General features: G+C 71.8%; 13 protein-coding genes. 5 read left to right on the top strand and 8 right to left on the bottom strand.

The features are described from left to right. Positions 1-56: 56 nt before the first annotated feature. The 7 genes from ACLQ21_RS05715 to ACLQ21_RS05685 all read right to left on the bottom strand — a co-directional run bounded on the left by ACLQ21_RS05715 (position 57) and on the right by ACLQ21_RS05685 (position 7650). Positions 57-926: a sugar phosphate isomerase/epimerase family protein gene (locus ACLQ21_RS05715; RefSeq protein ID WP_425662281.1), complete on the bottom strand. Its 870-nt coding sequence runs from the start codon at positions 924-926 to the stop codon at positions 57-59. Between the two features lie 40 nt (positions 927-966). Continuing rightward, positions 967-1737, bottom strand: a complete 771-nt coding sequence (locus ACLQ21_RS05710) for a class II aldolase/adducin family protein (RefSeq protein WP_425662280.1) — start codon at positions 1735-1737, stop codon at positions 967-969. 7 nt (positions 1738-1744) lie between these two features. Beyond that, positions 1745-2887, bottom strand: a complete 1143-nt coding sequence (locus ACLQ21_RS05705) for an ABC transporter permease (RefSeq protein ID WP_425662279.1) — start codon at positions 2885-2887, stop codon at positions 1745-1747. Continuing rightward, the gene (locus ACLQ21_RS05700; protein WP_425662278.1) at positions 2884-3900 is read right to left on the bottom strand and encodes an ABC transporter permease; all 1017 of its coding nucleotides are present in this window, start codon (positions 3898-3900) and stop codon (positions 2884-2886) included. The genes ACLQ21_RS05705 and ACLQ21_RS05700 overlap by 4 nt, the downstream gene beginning before the upstream one ends. Beyond that, entirely contained in the window at positions 3897-5543 is a 1647-nt protein-coding gene (locus ACLQ21_RS05695) for a sugar ABC transporter ATP-binding protein (RefSeq protein ID WP_425662277.1), read from the bottom strand. The genes ACLQ21_RS05700 and ACLQ21_RS05695 overlap by 4 nt, the downstream gene beginning before the upstream one ends. Positions 5544-5713: 170 nt before the next feature. Further along, positions 5714-6775: an autoinducer 2 ABC transporter substrate-binding protein gene (locus tag ACLQ21_RS05690; RefSeq protein WP_425662276.1), complete on the bottom strand. Its 1062-nt coding sequence runs from the start codon at positions 6773-6775 to the stop codon at positions 5714-5716. Then, on the bottom strand, positions 6772-7650 hold the full coding sequence (locus tag ACLQ21_RS05685) for a DeoR/GlpR family DNA-binding transcription regulator (protein WP_425662275.1): 879 nt from the start codon (positions 7648-7650) through the stop codon (positions 6772-6774). Before ACLQ21_RS05685 ends, ACLQ21_RS05690 begins: the two co-directional genes overlap by 4 nt. A 149-nt stretch (positions 7651-7799) precedes the next feature. Here ACLQ21_RS05685 and ACLQ21_RS05680 point away from each other — a divergent pair, with 149 nt between their 5' ends. From ACLQ21_RS05680 to ACLQ21_RS05665, 4 genes are read left to right on the top strand one after another with little or no spacing between them, the layout of a single operon-like run. Continuing rightward, complete coding sequence (locus ACLQ21_RS05680) at positions 7800-8183, top strand: L-rhamnose mutarotase (RefSeq protein ID WP_425662274.1); 384 nt, start codon at positions 7800-7802, stop codon at positions 8181-8183. 1 nt (position 8184) lies between these two features. Then, on the top strand, positions 8185-9345 hold the full coding sequence (rhaI, locus tag ACLQ21_RS05675) for an L-rhamnose isomerase (protein ID WP_425662273.1): 1161 nt from the start codon (positions 8185-8187) through the stop codon (positions 9343-9345). Positions 9346-9371: 26 nt separating this feature from the next. Then, on the top strand, positions 9372-11405 hold the full coding sequence (locus ACLQ21_RS05670; protein ID WP_425662419.1) for a bifunctional aldolase/short-chain dehydrogenase: 2034 nt from the start codon (positions 9372-9374) through the stop codon (positions 11403-11405). Beyond that, positions 11402-12808 carry a rhamnulokinase gene (locus tag ACLQ21_RS05665; RefSeq protein WP_425662272.1) on the top strand — a complete coding sequence of 469 codons (1407 nt, stop codon included), beginning with the start codon at positions 11402-11404 and terminating at the stop codon, positions 12806-12808. Before ACLQ21_RS05670 ends, ACLQ21_RS05665 begins: the two co-directional genes overlap by 4 nt. A gap of 75 nt (positions 12809-12883) precedes the next feature. Here ACLQ21_RS05665 and ACLQ21_RS05660 read toward each other — a convergent pair whose 3' ends face one another. Then, a complete protein-coding gene (locus ACLQ21_RS05660; RefSeq protein ID WP_425662418.1) occupies positions 12884-14455 on the bottom strand; it encodes a stealth family protein in 1572 nt (523 codons plus the stop codon). A 304-nt stretch (positions 14456-14759) separates the two neighbouring features. On the opposite strand from ACLQ21_RS05660, the gene ACLQ21_RS05655 reads away from it, so the two are divergent. Then, entirely contained in the window at positions 14760-15668 is a 909-nt protein-coding gene (locus ACLQ21_RS05655) for a phosphodiesterase (protein ID WP_425662271.1), read from the top strand. Positions 15669-15698 lie beyond the last annotated feature (30 nt).

The raw sequence follows: 15698 nt of genomic DNA, 5'->3' as shown, positions 1-15698 counted from the left end.
GGGTGGTCGCTCGCGACGCATATCGCGCCCAGCAACCACCCGCGACGTTGAGGATCTCAGTGGAGGGCGATCGTCTCGACGCTGCGCAGCTGGTCGCGGATGAAGCGGTTGGCGTGGGCGGCCAGGTCGGCGGAGTCGTCCCACAGGTTGCGCCAGATGCCGAGGGTGTTCGAGAGCGACTCCGAGACGACAGCGCTCGAGAACGACTCGAAGACGATCGGGCCGTCGTAGCCGAGCCTCGCGAGCCCGCGGAAGAAGGAGCCGAAGTCGACCGATCCGGTGCCGAGGTACCCGCGGTGGCTCTCGCCGATGTGCACGTAGCGCAGGCGGTCGCCTGCGTCGAGCACCGGCTCGAGCATCCCCGACTCCTCGATGTTCATGTGGTACGTGTCGAGGTGCAGGTGCACGTTGTCGTGGCCGACCTGCTCGAGGAAGCGCAGCCCGCCACGGGCGGTGTTGGCGATGTTCGTCTCGTAGCGGTTGACGATCTCGAGCGAGAGCGTGACGCCCGCGGCCTGAGCGCGATCGCCGAGCCGCGCGAGCGCCGCCGCGGAGTTCGCGCGGCCTGCCTCGGTCGCCGGTGCCATGTACTTCTGCATCGCCGAGTAGATGACGCCGCACAGGTGCTGCCCGCCCGCCTCGGCGACCACGTCGATCGCGCGCTCGAGCAGCGTCTCGCCCTCGCGGCTCACCGCCGTGTCGTCGCTCGAGAGGTCGTGGGCGGCGTCGAGGCCGAGGCTCGAGCTCATGGCGACGCCGTGGTCGTCGAGCATGCGGCGCACGAGGGCGCCGTCGATCGCGAACGGATCCATGAGCGGCAGCTCGAGCAGGTCGAAGCCCGCCTGCTGGGTGCCGGCGATGGCCGTCTGCAGGCCCGCCTCGTCGAATGTGCCGGTGAAGACGAGGCCGTGGACGCCGATCTGCATGGGGAGCTCCTTCGCTCGGATGGTTCGGGTGGTGGATGGGTCAGCGGGCCGTGTCGAGGATGGCGCGGCGGAGGTGCTCGTCGTCCCGGCCGTCGATGCGGTCGAGCACGGCGTCGGGCAGGAAGCGCGGGGAGCCCGCGGCGAGCGCGCCGAGCAGGATGCGCGCGAACTTGTCGGCCATCTCGGTGATGCGGAGGCACTCGGCCGGGCTCGCGCCGATCGCGAAGATGCCGTGGTTCTCGAGCCACGCGATCTTGGGCAGCGCGCCGTGCCGGTCGGCGAAGGCGCGCAGGTCGTCGCGCATGCGCCGGCCGAGGCCGAGCCCCGGGTCGACGTAGGGCACGAGCAGGCTGCGGGTGCCGAGCACCACCACCTGGTCGGGGAAGAGCGCGCCGGCGACGAGCAGCTCTGCCCGGTCGGAGCACAGCAGGGCGTTCACGGCGACCGGATGCGTGTGGCACGCGGCCGCCGCACCCGACGTGAGCACGACCGCGTGCAGCAGCGCCTCGACGCTGGGCCGCTTCGCCGACGGGTCGACGCGCGACGCCAGCAGCGCCTCGGCGACCCGCGCATCCCCCGAGCCGCCCTCGATCGCCGCCGGGTCGTCGAGCAGCTCCAGGATCGGTGCGAACCGGCACTCGACGAGGTCGTCCGGACCGGCCGACGCGAGCGACGATCCGGTCGCCTTCACGAGCATCCGATCGTCGTCGATCCTCGCCGAGACGTTGCCCTCCGCGAGGACCGCGAGCTCCCGCTGCGGCTCCCCCACCGTGTGGGCGAGCCGCAGCAGCGCGTCGGCGAGCTGGGTCATCGACGGCTCATTGTGGTGCGCCGGGCGACGAGCCGGCCGCCGTGCCCGGTACCGACAGTGGCTTCGCGAGGCCGCCCTGCCGTCGCCGGATGGTGGCGTTCGACAGCAGCGAGGCGCCGAGCAGCACGATGCCGAGCGCGAGCAGCTGCGCCTGCGCGCCCTCGTTGCCGGGCACGACGAGCAGGATCGATGCGTTGAGCCAGACGATGAGCAGCGCGGCGAGCAGGATGCCGCTCAGCCGACCGATGCCGCCGGTGATCGCGACGCCGCCGAGCACCGCGATGGTGATCGCCGGCAGCGCCATGCCGCTGCCGCTCGTGCCCGCGTCGGGCCGGGCGGAGGCGAACTGCGCGACCGTGTAGACGCCGACGAGGCCGGCGATCGCGCCCGCCGTGACGTAGGCCGTCATGCGGGTGCGGCGCGTGTCGATGCCCGCCCACTGCGCCGCGGTGTCGTTCGTGCCGATCGCGTAGAGCTTGCGCCCGTAGGTGGTGCGGTTGAGCACGAACCAGGCGACGACCGCCACCGGCAGCAGGAACGTGAACACGCCGAGCGGCACGAGCGGCAGCCCGCCGCCGATCACGGGCAGCTCGATCGCCTTCGCGGCGTCGTAGAACGCCGAGATCTCCGGGCCCGACACCGGCCGCTGCTCGCTCACGACGAGCGCGATCGAGCGGTAGGCGTAGAAGGTGGCGAGCGTCGTGATGAGCGCCGGGTAGCCGAGGTAGGCGGTGAGATAGCCGTTGATCGCGCCCAGCAGCGCACCGAACAGCACGGCGAGCACGACCGCGACGAGCAGCGGCAGCCCGACCTGCTGGTAGAGCATCGCGAAGACGATGCCCGTGAGCGAGACCATCGAGCCGACCGACAGGTCGATGCCGCCGCGGCCGGAGGTGATGACGAACAGCTCCGCGAGCGCCAGCAGCGCGAGCGGCACGTAGGCGATGAGCGTCGACGCGAGGTAGTCGCTGTTGAAGCGGCCGCTCGTGAGGCCGAGGCCGTCGAGGATCGCCATCGCGATGAGCAGCACGACGATGAGGGCGAGCAGCAGCGTGGCGCGGTCCTTCAGGACGCCGCCCGTGAACCAGTCGCGCATGCGCGACGGTGTGCCGCGGCGCTCTTCGGTCGGGGTGGTGGTGACGGCGGTCATGCGCGCCTCCTCGTTCGCTCGCGGATCAAGTCGGTGCCGACGGCGATCAGGATGAAGATGCCGACGAAGAGGAAGCCGAGCTGGGTGGGCCAGCCGAGCTGCGTGACGCCCGAGACGACCGTCTGGACGAGGATCGCGCCGAGCAGCGTGCCGACGACGCTGCCGCGGCCGCCGAGGATCGAGGTGCCGCCGATGACGACGGCCGCGATCACCTGCAGCTCCTTCCCCGAGCCGACCGACTGGTCGAGGGTCGCGGTGCCGGTCGCGATGACCATGCACGCGGCGAGGCCGGCGAGCGCGCCGGTGACGACGTAGACCCAGACGAGCCGCGGCTGCACCTTGATGCCGGCGAGCCTCGCTGCGTTCTGGTTGCCGCCGATGGCGTAGAGGTTGCGGCCCGCCTTCGCGTAGCGCAGGAACCACCAGGCGGCGGCGACGGCGACGACGGCGATCGCGAAGGAGTGCGGCACTCCGAGCGTCGATCCCGCGCCTCCGCGCCCGAAGAACTCGAGCGTGGAGGGGATGTTGTTGACGGTCGAGGAGTTGAAGATCCGCAGCCCGAGCCACAGGAAGAGGTTGGCGGTGCCGAACGTGATGATGATCGGATGCACGCGGCCGTAGGCGATCAGGAAGCCGTTGACCGCGCCCAGCGCGGCGCCCACGAGGATCGCGACGAGCACGGCGGCGATCGCCGGGATGTCGAAGGCGACGAGCAGCTGCGCCGTCGTGACGGCGGAGACCATGATGATCGCCGCGACCGAGACGTCGATCCCTGCGGTGATGATGACGAAGGTCATGCCCACGCCGATGAGCGCGATCGGCGCGACCTGCACGAGCAGCGGACCGATCGAGCCGGGCGTGAGGAACGCGGGCGTGAAGATGCCGAGCAGCACCCACAGCATCACGAGCACGACCAGGAGCACGATCTCCTGGCCGGTGACGATGGGCGGCAGGATGCGCCGGAGGCTCAGCGGCGCCGGCTTCGGCTGCGCGGCGGTGGTGGTTGTGCTCATCGCGGCTCCTCTCCAGAGGTGGATGGCCCAGAGGTAGATGACCCAGAGGTGGATGGCCCAGAGGCGGACGCAGGTGTGACTGGCTGGCCGGTGACCGACTCCGCGATGTCCGGGTCGTCCACGGCACCGGCCGCGGCGGCGAGCAGCGACGCCTGGCTGGCGGTGGGCGGGAACTCCTGGGCGACGCGACCCGAGCGGAAGACGAGGATCCGGTCGGCGATGCGCTGCACCTCGGCGAGGTCGGTGGTGATGACGAGCACCGCGGTGCCGCGCTCGGCGAGATCGGCGATGATCCGGTGGATCTCCTCCTTCGCCCCGACGTCGACACCCTGCGTCGGCTCGGCGAGCACGAGCAGCTTCGGCTGCTCGACGATCTGCCGGGCGAGCACGACCTTCTGCGCGTTGCCGCCCGACATGGCGCCGATCGGCTGCCGGCCCGAGGGCGTCTTCACCGAGAGCCGGCGGATGAGATCGTCCGAGATGCGGCGCTCGGCCTTCGGCGACACCCAGCCCAGCTTGCCCAGCAGCCCGAGCGAGCCGACGGTGATGTTGAACGCGATGGGCTGGAACGAGAAGGAGCCCTGCGACGAGCGGTTGGCGGGGACCATCCGGATGCCGCGGCGCTTCGCCTCGGACGGCGTGGAGGGGTGCCGGTCGTCGCCCGCGGCGCGCATCCGCCCGGAGGTCGCGTGCCGCATGCCGTACACGACCTCGCCGACCTCTGCGGCGCCGGAGCCGACCAGGCCGTAGAGCCCGATCACCTCGCCCGCGCGCACCGAGAAGGAGACGTCGGCGAACGCGCCGTCGAGCGAGAGGTGCTCGAGCTCGAGCACCTGGTCGCCGTGCTGGCCCTGCTTGTGCACGCCCTCGGCGATGGCACCGCCGACCATGCGCTCGGCGATCTCGCGCACGGTCAGCTCGCCGATCGGCTGCGACGAGACGGTCTGGCCGTCGCGCATGATCGTCACCTCGTCGGCGATGCGGAACAGCTCGTCGAGGCGGTGGCTGATGTAGATGATGGAGACACCGTCGGCGGCGAGCCGGCGGACCACCCCGAAGAGCACCTCGATCTCGGCGTCGGTGAGGATGGCGCTCGGCTCGTCGAGGATGAGGATGCTCGCCTGCTCGAGCAGCGCCTTCGCGATCGAGACCTGCTGCTGCTTCGCGATGGAGAGGGCGCCGAGCGGCTGGGAGGCGAGCGAGCGGTCGAGGCCGACGGTGTCGAGCAGCTCGAGCATGCGCGGGCCCTGCGCGCGCCAGTCGATCGTGGGGCCGCGGGTGATCTCGCGGCCGACGAAGAAGTTCTCGGCGACCGTGAGCTCCGGGAACAGCTGCGGCTCCTGGTAGACGGTCTGCACGCCGAGGGCGATCGCGTCGGTGGTCGCGTGGATCGAGACCTCGTTGCCGTCGATCGTGATCGTGCCGGTGTCGGGGCGCTCGGCGCCCGAGAGGATCTTGATCAGGGTCGACTTGCCGGCGCCGTTCTCGCCGACGAGCGCGTGGACGGTGCCGGGCTGCACCGTGAGGTCGGCGTGGCGGATGGCACGGACGCCGCCGTAGCGCTTGGAGATGTCGCGCATCTCGAGCCTCGGCGTCGAGCCGCGCCCTGGTGCGGGATCGGTCCGTTGGGCGGTGTCGGTCATGGTGCTCCTCGTCGGCGCCGTCGCCGGGTCGGTCGCGGTGGATGCGGTGGCCGCGGGCGGATGCGGCCGCCGCGGATGGATGCTGTCTGGGGGTGCCGGGGCGCGGCGCGAGCCGCGCCCCGGCGTTCGGAGGTCACGATGGCCGTGCCCTCCCGGTCGATCCGGGCCGACTAGTAGTCGTAGTCCCCGGCGTTCTCAGCGGTGAACACCGTCGGCGGCCCGAGGAGCAGCACGCCGCTCGCCTCGTCGTACTCGACCTGCGAGAGCGCCTCGTTGTCGACGCCGCTCAGGTCGCCCAGGTCGCCGTCGTTCGCGAGCTGCACGCCGGCCCAGCCGGTGAGGTAGCCGAGCGCCTCGACGTCCCACAGGATGGAGCCGCTCGACGATCCCGACTCGAGGTAGGGCAGCATCGACTGCGGCGTGCCGAGGCCCACCGTGAAGACCTCGCCGATGCGGCCGGCGTCCTCGACCGCCTGGGCGACGCCCGGTGCGCTCGAGGTGCACTCGCCGACGAGGCCGGTGAGGTCGGGGTTGCTGTTCATGAGGTCGGTCGCCATCTGCGTGGCCATGGCCTGGTCCTCGCCGGCGTAGACGACGTCGACGATCTCGGCGTCGGGGTACTGCGAGGCGGTGTACTCCTCCTGCACCTCGATCCACGCGTTGAGGTTCGCGGCCGTCTCGCCGCACGAGACGATCGCGTACTTGCCCGAGCCACCCATGGCCTCGAGCAGCGTGTCGGTGAGCGCCTGGCCGATGCCCTCGACGGACGCCTGGTTGACGAACACCTCGCGCACGGAGTCGGGCGCGTCGGTGTCGGTCGTGGCGACGTGGATGCCGGCGTCCTGCGCCTCCTGGAGCAGCGGTGCCATCGAGTTGGGGTCGTTGGGTGCCACGAAGAGCACGTCGACGCCCTGCTGGATGAACGAGCGGACGATGTCGGCCTGGGCGGCCGCGTCGGCGGTGGTCGGGCCCTGGTAGAGCCACTCGAAGCCGAGCTCCTCAGCCGCCTGCTGGCCACCGGTGTTCATGGCCTCGAAGTAGGGGATGCCCTGCAGCTTGGGGACGAACGCGATGGTGATGTCCTCCGCGCCAGCGCCTCCGGTGGCGCCGCCGGTGGCGCCCGGCGCGGCGGTCTCGCCGCCGGTCTCGTTGCGCGAGGTGCAGCCGGCGAGCACGACGGCAGCGGCCGCCGAGAGCGCCAGTGCACCCGCGATCTTGCGTGAGATCTTCATCGATGCTCCTTCTGGGTGGGGCGACGGGTGGTTCCCGTCCGCGCCTGGACCGGCGCCGTGCCGGTCGTCTGGGTGTCGGGCATGGGCACGCGCGTGACGGGCACGCCGACCGCCTCCCACTGCTCGACGAAGTCGTCGGATGCGTGCGCATCCGTGATGAGGCTCGTCACCTGGTCGGGGCGAGCGAACGAGTGCAGCGCGAAGCCGCGCGTCTTCGTGGAGTCGAACAGGCCGTGGACGGCGTCGCTCGCGGCGACGAGCGCCTGCTTCGAGACGGCCTCGTCGGTCGCGAGCTCGAGGAGCCCGCGCTCAGGCGAGAGCCCGACGACGCCGACGAACGCCTTGTCGATGCGGCCGCGGCCGACGAGCGCGTCGGTGATGGGGCCGACGAGTCCGCTGCTCTCACGGCGGAGCGTGCCGCCGGGCATGATGACGCGCGCGCTGGAGCGCTCGAGCAGCACCATCGCGGTGGGCAGCGACTGGGTGATGACGACGAGGCCCTGCCGCTGCAGCAGCTCGAGCGCGAGGTGGTGCGCCGTGCTCGAGGTGTCGAGGGCGATCACGTCCCCGTCGGCCACGAGCGCGGCCGCCTCCGCGGCGATGGCGCGCTTCGCGGCGGACTCGCGGTGCAGCCGGTCGCGGAACGCGCCCTCGTCGCCACGGTCGGGGAGCACGGCGCCGCCACGCGTGCGCCGCAGCAGCTGGCGGCGCTCGAGCGCGTCGAGGTCCTTGCGGATGGTGACCTCGGAGACGCCCAGATCGCGGGCGAGGTCGGCGACGAGCACGGAGCCCACGGCCCCGAGCGCATCGAGGATGCTCGCCTCACGACTGATCACAGCGTCTCCCTTGTCGGTGATGCTGGTGACAGTACGCATGCGAAACCCGTTCCGCAAGTGACCGATACCAAATCGCAACCTTGGCGCTTGCGTTCGAAACCGTCAGCGGGCATGCTGGCTCGCAGCAAGCACCGCGCGGCCCTGCCGCCAGCACCGGTGCCGCAACGTCGATGAGGACAGGAGCGACCATGGGCAGCATTGCCGACGCCGCCATGACTCCCGTCTGCTTCCGGCTCCGCGTCCGTCCGGAGCTCGTGCCCGCCTATCGCGAGCGGCACGCCGCGGTCTGGCCCGACATGCTCACCGCGCTCGCCGAGACGGGCTGGCACGACTACCGGATCTTCGTCGCCGACGACGGCACCTGCATCGGCACGTTCCGCACCCGCGACCTGGCCGCATCCCTCGCCGGCATGGCCGCGCGCGACGCGAACACGCGCTGGCAGGCCGAGATGCAGCCGTTCTTCGACGGGCTCGAGCGTCCCGCCGACGAGTCCTTCGAGCTCATCCCCCTCGCCTTCGACCTCGACGCCCAGCTCGCGGTGCTCGAGGCGGCCCCCGACGACAGGAGCTGACATGGCCGTCACCCCCACAACCTCGCAGCTCGACCGGCTGCGCATCGAGGTGCCCAGCTGGGCCTACGGCAACTCGGGCACGCGATTCCGCGTGTTCGGCACGCCGGGCACGCCGCGCGACCCGTTCGAGAAGGTCGCCGACGCAGCCGAGGTGCAGCGGCACACCGGCCTCGCACCCACCGTCGCGCTCCACTACCCGTGGGACAAGGTCGACGACTGGGATGCGCTGCGGCGGCACGCCGAGGACCTCGGAGTCGCGCTCGGCACCATCAACTCGAACACGTTTCAGGACGACGACTTCAAGTTCGGCTCGCTCGCGCACCCGGATGCGCGCATCCGCCGCAAGGCCGTCGACCATCACCTCGAGTGCATCGAGGTGATGCACGCGACGGGCTCGCGCGACCTCAAGGTGTGGCTCGCCGACGGGACGAACTACCCGGGCCAGGACTCGATCCGTGAGCGGCAGGACCGGCTCGCCGAGTCGCTCGCGCAGATCTACGCCGAGATCGACGAGGAGCACCGCATGGTGCTCGAGTACAAGTTCTTCGAGCCGGCGTTCTACCACACCGACATCCCCGACTGGGGGACGAGCTACGTGCACTGCCTCGCCCTCGGCGACCGCGCGAAGGTCGTGCTCGACACCGGCCACCACGCGCCGGGCACGAACATCGAGTTCATCGTCGCCCAGCTGCTGCGGCTCGGGAAGCTCGGCGCGTTCGACTTCAACTCGCGCTTCTACGCCGACGACGACCTGATCGTGGGCGCGGCCGACCCGTTCCAGCTGTTCCGCATCGTCGTCGAGCTCATCGCGGGCGGCGGCTACGGCGACCCCGACGTGCAGCTCGTGCTCGACCAGTGCCACAACATCGAGGCGAAGGTGCCCGGCCAGATCCGCAGCGTGCTCAACGTGCAGGAGGCGGTCGCGAAGGCGCTGTCGCTCGACACGGAGGCGCTCGCCGTCGCCCGCCGCGACTGCGACGTGCTGCTCGCGAACGAGATCATGATGGACGCGTTCGCGACCGACGTGCGCCCGCTACTCGCCGAGCACCGCGCGGCGAAGGGCCTCCCGGAGGACCCGATGCGCGCGTTCCTCGCCTCCGGCTACCTCGAGCGCATCGCCGCGGAGCGGGTCGGCGGCACGCAGGCAGGCTGGGGCGCGTGAGCGCCGCCACGGACGACGGAGACGACATGGACCAGGCAGTCAGCGACCTCATCACGCGCAGCAACCGGCTCGGCGCCGACCCGCGCAACACGAACTACGCGGGCGGCAACACCTCCGCGAAGGGCGTCGACACCGACCCGGCCACCGGGCAGCCCGTCGAGCTCGTGTGGGTGAAGGGCTCCGGCGGCGACCTCGGCACGCTCACGCCAGCGGGCCTGGCGGCGCTGCGGCTCGACCGGGTGCGCGGCCTCGAGGCGGTCTATCCGGGCGTCGAGCGCGAGGACGAGATGGTCGCGGCGTTCGACTACTGCCTGCACGGCAAGGGCGGCGCCGCGCCCTCGATCGACACCGCGATGCACGCGCTCGTCGAGCTGCCGCACGTCGACCACCTGCACCCCGACGCCGGCATCGCGATCGCGACCGCCGCCGACGGCGAGGCGCTCACGCGGCAGATCTTCGGCGACAAGGTGGTCTGGGTGCCGTGGCGCAGGCCCGGCTTCCAGCTCGGCCTCGACATCCGTGAGATCCAGCGTGCCAACCCGGATGCGGTGGGCTGCATCCTGGGCGGCCACGGCATCACCGCGTGGGGCGCGACGAGCGACGAGTGCGAGGAGCGCTCGCTGTGGATCATCCGCACCGCCGAGGCCTACATCGCCGAGCACGGCAAGGCCGAGCCGCTCGGCGCCGAGCTGCCCGGGTTCGGCCCGCTCGAGCCCGGGGCGCGCCGCGCCCGCGCCGCGGAGATCGCGGCGCAGCTGCGCGGCCTCGCGTCGACCGACCGGCCGATGGTCGGCCGCTTCACCGACGACCCGGTCGTGCTCGACTTCCTCTCGCGCAGCGAGCACCCGCGGCTCGCCGCGCTCGGCTCGTCGTGCCCCGACCACTTCCTGCGCACCAAGGTGAAGCCCATGGTGCTCGACCTGCCCGGCGACGCCCCGATCGACGAGGTGCGCGCGCGCCTGACCGAGCTGCACGCCGCGTACCGCGCCGACTACACCGCCTACTACGAGCGCCACGCGAGCGCCGACTCCCCCGCCATCCGCGGCGCCGACCCGGCGATCGTGCTCGTGCCCGGCGTCGGCATGTTCTCGTTCGGCAAGGACTCGCAGACCGCCCGGGTCGCCGGCGAGTTCGCGATCAACGCGATCAACGCGATGCGCGGCGCCGAGGCGCTCTCGCGCTACCAGCCGATCTCCGACGCCGAGAAGTTCCGCATCGAGTACTGGGCGCTCGAGGAGGCGAAGCTGCAGCGGATGCCGAAGCCGCGCTCGCACGCCGGCCGCGTCGCGCTCGTCACGGGTGCGGCATCCGGCATCGGCAAGGCCATCGCCACCCGACTCGTCGCCGACGGCGCGTGCGTCGTGATCGCCGACCTCGACCTCGAGAAGGCGCAGGCGGCCGCTGCCGAGCTCGGCTCGACCGACGTCGCGATCGGCGTGCAGTGCGACGTGACGAAGGCCGAGGAGGTGCAGGCGGCGATCGACGCGACCCTGCTCGCGTTCGGCGGCGTCGACCTCGTCGTGAACAACGCTGGCCTGTCGCTCTCGCGCTCGCTGCTCGAGACGACCGAGGCCGACTGGGACCTGCAGCACGACGTGATGTCGAAGGGCTCGTTCCTCGTCTCCCGCGCCGCCGCGCGGGCGCTCATCGACCAGGGCATGGGCGGCGACATCGTCTACATCTCGTCGAAGAACGCCGTCTTCGCGGGCCCGAACAACATCGCCTACTCGGCGACGAAGGCCGACCAGGCGCACCAGGTGCGGCTGCTCGCGGCCGAGCTCGGCCAGCACGGGGTGCGCGTCAACGGCATCAACCCCGACGGCGTCGTGCGCGGCTCCGGCATCTTCGCGGGCGGCTGGGGCGCGTCGCGCGCCGAGGTCTACGGTGTGAAGGAGGAGGAGCTCGGCAAGTACTACGCCGGCCGCACGCTGCTCGGCCTCGAGGTGCTGCCTGAGCACGTCGCGAACGCGGTGGCCGTGCTGACCGGCCCCGACCTCAGCCACACCACCGGTCTGCACGTGCCGGTCGACTCGGGCGTCGCTGCCGCGTTCCTGCGATGACGGCCACGGTCGCCGCGATCGACCTCGGCGCGACGAGCGGCCGCGTGCTGCGCGCCCACGTCGGCCGCGACACGCTGCGGCTCGACGAGGTGGCCCGCTTCGAGAACCGGCCGGTGCGCATCGGCGACGGCCTGCACTGGAGCGTGCTGGGGCTGTACGACGCCGCGCTGCACGGCGTCGCCGCTGCGTCGAGGGACGTGTCGCTCGCGTCGGTCGCGGTCGACTCGTGGGCGGTCGACTACGGCCTGCTGCGGCGCGGCAGCCTGCTCGGCATCCCGTTCTCGTACCGCGACGACCGCACCGCCCACGGGCTCGAGCTCGTCGACGCCGTCATCGCGCAGCCCGAGCTCTACGCCCGCTGCGGGCTGCAGCGCATGCCGTTCACGACCATCAACCAGCTCATGGTCGACAGGGAACGCGGGCTGCTCGAGGTCGCCGACCGGCTGCTCATGCTGCCCGACCTCTTCGGCTACTGGATGACCGGGCGGATGGTGACGGAGCGCACGAACGCCTCCACCACGGGCCTCATGCGGCTCGACGGCGCGTGGGACGTCGAGCTCATGGAGCGGCTGGGCATCCCGCCGTCGCTGCTCGCCGAGCTCGTGCACCCCGGCGAGCCGATCGGCCCCATCGATGGGGTCACCCGCGCCCACTTCGGCATCGATGGCGCGCCCGACGTGCTCGCCATCGGGTCGCACGACACCGCATCCGCCGTCGTCGCCGTGCCCATGGAGGCCGGCGGCGCCTACATCTCGAGCGGCACGTGGTCGCTCGTGGGCATCGAGACGCCCGCGCCGATCGCGACGCCCGAGGCGCTCGCGGCGTCGTTCACGAACGAGGGCGGCGTCGACGGCCGCACCCGGTTCTTGAAGAACGTCATGGGCCTGTGGATCCTGAGCGAGGCGGTGCGCACGTGGCAGGCGGCCGGCGAGCGGCTCGGCCTGCCGGAGCTGCTCGAGGCGGCCGCGGCCGTCGACTGGCGGGTGCCGGTCTTCGACCCGACCGACGCGATCTTCTACCCGCCCGGCGACATGCCGGAGCGCATCCGCGCCTGGTTCGAGGACCGGGGGCAACGGCCCCCGCGCGGTCGCGCCGAGGTGGTGCGCTCCATCCTCGAGTCGCTCGCCGAGGGCTACGCGGTGACGCTGCGCGACGCGGCGCGCATCAGCGGCCAGCCGATCGAGCGGGTGCACATCGTCGGTGGCGGCTCACGGAACGCGCTGCTGTGCCAGCTGACCGCGAACCGCACGGGCCTGCCGGTCGTCGCCGGCCCGGTCGAGGCGACCGCCATCGGCAACGTGCTCGTGCAGGCGCGCGCGCTCGGCGCGGCACCCGAGTCGCTCGAGGAGCTGCGGGCGCTCGTGCGGGCGACGCAGTCGCTGCAGGAGTACCGCCCCCACTAGCCCCGGGTTCTCAACGTCGCGGGTGGTTGCAGGTCCGCGATATCGCGCCGAACTACCACCCGCGACGTCGAGGATTCAGCTCGCGGTGCCGGCGACCGCAGCCTCGGCGGAGCCGTGCGCGTCCCGCTCCCACGGTGCGGGGATCGGGAAATACGTCTCGAGGAACTCGCGCACCGCGGCGGTGCGCTCCTCGACCGAGATCTCGGGGAAGGAGCCGTCGTTCAGGCAGAACATGTCCTGGTTGCGCTTGCGCAGCAGCCGCCGCATCGCCGGCAGCGCCTCGCGCAGCGTCGTCTCGATGTACTGCACCTTCGCGCCGGTCTGCTGCACCGCCCGCCCGGTCATGAGCGCGTAGTAGTGGTACAGCGAGTTCGTCACCGAGATGTCGGTCGCCGAGCGGAAGCGGGCGGCGGCTGTGCGCCGGAACTCCTCGGGGAACTCCCGCTCCATCTCGGCCATCACGCCTCGCGTCAGCGGTGCGGCGCAGTGCTCGAGGTGGCGGGTCGTGATCGCGCCGAAGCGACGCCGGAGCACCTCGCGGTTCGTGCGGGCGGCGTTGTCGTGGCCCGACCGCTCCGGGGTGGTGTCGCCGAGGCCGATGCGGGTCGTCGCCTCGACGAACTTCGTGATGCCGCCGGGCGAGAAGAACACGTCGGGCTTGAGCGGCCGGCCGAAGAACATGTCGTCGTTCGAGTAGAGGAAGTGCTCGCTGAGGCCCTCGATGCGGTGCAGCTGGCACTCGACGGCGTGCGAGTTGTGCGTCGGGAGGACCGACGTGTCGGCGAACATCGCCTCGGCCGGCACGATCGTCACCTTCGGGTGATCGGCGAGCCAGGCGGGGGCCGGTGAGTCGGTGGCGATGAAGATGCGCCGCACCCAGGGCGCGTGCATGTGCACCGAGCGCAGCGCGTACCGCAGCTCATCGATCTGGCGGAAGCGCGCCTCCGAGTCGTCGCCCTCACCGACGACGTAGGTCTGCATCCGCTTGGCGCGCTCGCGCTGGAACTCGTCGCTCGAGCCGTCGACCCACGAGAAGACCATGTCGATGTCGAAGCTCACGTCGCTCGCGAGCGGCTCCCACATGTCCTGGATCGTCTGCCACTCGCGGCCGTACCGGTGAACGGTGGCGAGGACCGCCTCGTGGCGCGGCATCGTCGCTCGAGTGAGCGCGTTGGGCAGCGGCGCGGTGAGCGACTCCTCGCCGAAGCGCCACAGCTCGAGCTGCACGGCCGTATCGCGCCCGTAGCGCAGCCGGCCCGCGGGCTCGACGCGGGGCCGGTACACGCGCATGACGGATGCCTTGGGATGCCCGGCGAGGCGGCCGTCGGCCAGCAGCACGGGGCCGCGAGCCGCCTTCCTCGGCGCGATCGCCTCGGCGTAGAACGGCTCGCCCTCGAACGCGCTCGCGAGCGCCGCCGCGAGCGCCTTGCGACGCGCGCGGTCGACGGCGATGATCGGCCGGCCGTCGTCGTCGCGCACGAGCAGGCACGGGATGCCCGCCGCGTCGAGCGCCTCGCCGATCGCACGGAGGTCCTCGACCATCGACTCGTGCGGCGTCATGTGGCCGTCGGCGAGCGCGTACAGCCCCTTCCGCACCACCACGTCCCGATCGAACCTCGAGAGCCGACCGTCGACGTGCACGAGCACCAGCTCGGGGGCGGTGGACACCTGCGGGTCGATGGGGTCGTCGGTGGATGCGCGCACGAACGCCGGTGCGTCGGCGGCATGCAGATCGGGGATGCGATTCGTCACGTGGTGTGTGGCTCCTGTCTGACGGGCACCTCCCATGGTAGAGCCGAGGCGGTCGCGGCGGGGCCGAGGCCGCCGATCCCAGCCGATGTTCACCTGGAGTACACGCCGCATGCACGCACGGTTCGCGTGGGTGGGCTGGACTAGATTTCGACCAGCACTCGAAGCAGAGTTCACCCGACGACATCCGGAGGGATGCACCGTGCAGATCCGATCGGCCGAGCACCCGAGGCCGAACCACTTCCTGCTCCACATCTCCGACACCCACCTGCTGGCCGGTGGCCGCAGCCTCTACGACCGCGTGCCGAGCGAGCAGCACCTGCACCGCCTCTTCGACGAGTTCGAGGCATCCGGCGCGCGTCCCGACGCCATCGTCTTCACGGGCGACCTCGCCGATCGGGGCGAGCCCGACGCCTATCGCCGGCTGCGCGGGATCGTCGAGCCCGTCGCCGACGACCTCGGCGCCAAGGTCGTGTGGGTGATGGGCAACCACGACGAGCGCCGGGCGTTCCGCACCGAGCTGCTCGACGAGCCGGCCTCCGACGCTCCGGTCGACGCGGTCGTCGACCTCGACGGCCTGCGCATCGTGACGCTCGACACGACGGTGCCGGGTCGCCACCACGGCGAGGTGAGCCCGGAGCAGCTCGCGTGGCTGCGCGGCGTGCTCGCGACCCCGGCGCCGCACGGGACGATCCTCGCCATGCACCACCCGCCGATGCCGAGTGTGCTCGACCTCGCGGCGAGCGTCGAGCTGCGCGACCAGTCGGCGCTCGCCGCGTCCCTCGTCGGCACCGACGTGCGGTCGATCCTCGCCGGTCATCTGCACTACTCGTCGACCGCGTCGGTCGCGGGGATCCCGGTGTCGGTCGCATCCGCCACCTGCTACACCCAGGACCTCAACGTGCCGGTCGGCGGCACGCGAGGCCGCGACGGCGCGCGGGCCTTCAACCTCGTGCACGTCTACCCGAGCACGGTCGTGCACTCGGTCGTGCCCCTTGGCGAGTTCGCGGCGCTCGACTGGATCGACGCCGACGAGTCGGCGCGGCGCCTCGAGGCGGCCGGCGTGCGGCTCGCGGAGCGGCGACGGCAGGAGGCGCTCGTCTCGGCGTGACGAGGGCCGGCGCCCGTCGGGCGTCGCGCG

The organism is Agrococcus sp. DT81.2 (genome assembly GCF_049844935.1).
Classification (GTDB): Bacteria; Actinomycetota; Actinomycetes; order Actinomycetales; family Microbacteriaceae; genus Agrococcus.
This window is presented reverse-complemented; position numbering and strand designations above follow the sequence as displayed.